The sequence below is a fragment of the Bradyrhizobium sp. NBAIM08 genome, from assembly GCF_020193935.1.
Lineage (GTDB): Bacteria > Pseudomonadota > Alphaproteobacteria > Rhizobiales > Xanthobacteraceae > Bradyrhizobium > Bradyrhizobium yuanmingense.
In genome coordinates, this window is the sequence record NZ_JADYVR010000136.1 from 1 (window position 1) to 479 (window position 479).

Sequence of the window (479 nt, forward strand, 5' to 3'; positions counted from 1 at the left end):
GACGATGATGTGGCGCACTTTCAGGATATCCACCGCAAACTGCATCACCGACAAACAGTTGAGGTCTGTGTGCACGACCAGGTTGGCGACATTCCGGTGGACGAACAATTCTCCGGGGAGCAGACCGACAATTTCATTGGCGGGCACGCGACTGTCCGAGCAGCCAATCCATAGGTAACTGGGCAACTGCTGTTGAGACAGCTTGAGAAAGAAATCTGGATCGAGCTGCCGGATCCGCCCGGCCCACGCTTTGTTGTTCTGGAAAAGGTGACTAAGCATTCGCATATCTCACGGTGCCCGGTGGTCTAACGGCGGAGAAGTCCTTGCGGCTGGCCACAACGCCGAGCCGCACATAAGCGCATGGCCGTGCGCAGGCACCGCAACCAGGCAGCTTTGGTTTCCCTAACAAGTCAGGCCGATGGAGCACGGCAAAAACTGAAGCAGTCCTCATGGTGAAACGCAAGGAACCACCGAGGCTC

Annotated in this window: 1 protein-coding gene; it reads right to left on the minus strand. The window is 57.0% G+C overall.

Translation table 11 applies throughout. From position 1 onward, the window contains the following. A partial coding sequence (locus I6F37_RS38785; RefSeq protein ID WP_276573801.1) for a carbonic anhydrase occupies positions 1-285 on the minus strand: 285 nt, incomplete at its 3' end. Between the last annotated feature and the right edge of the window lie 194 nt (positions 286-479).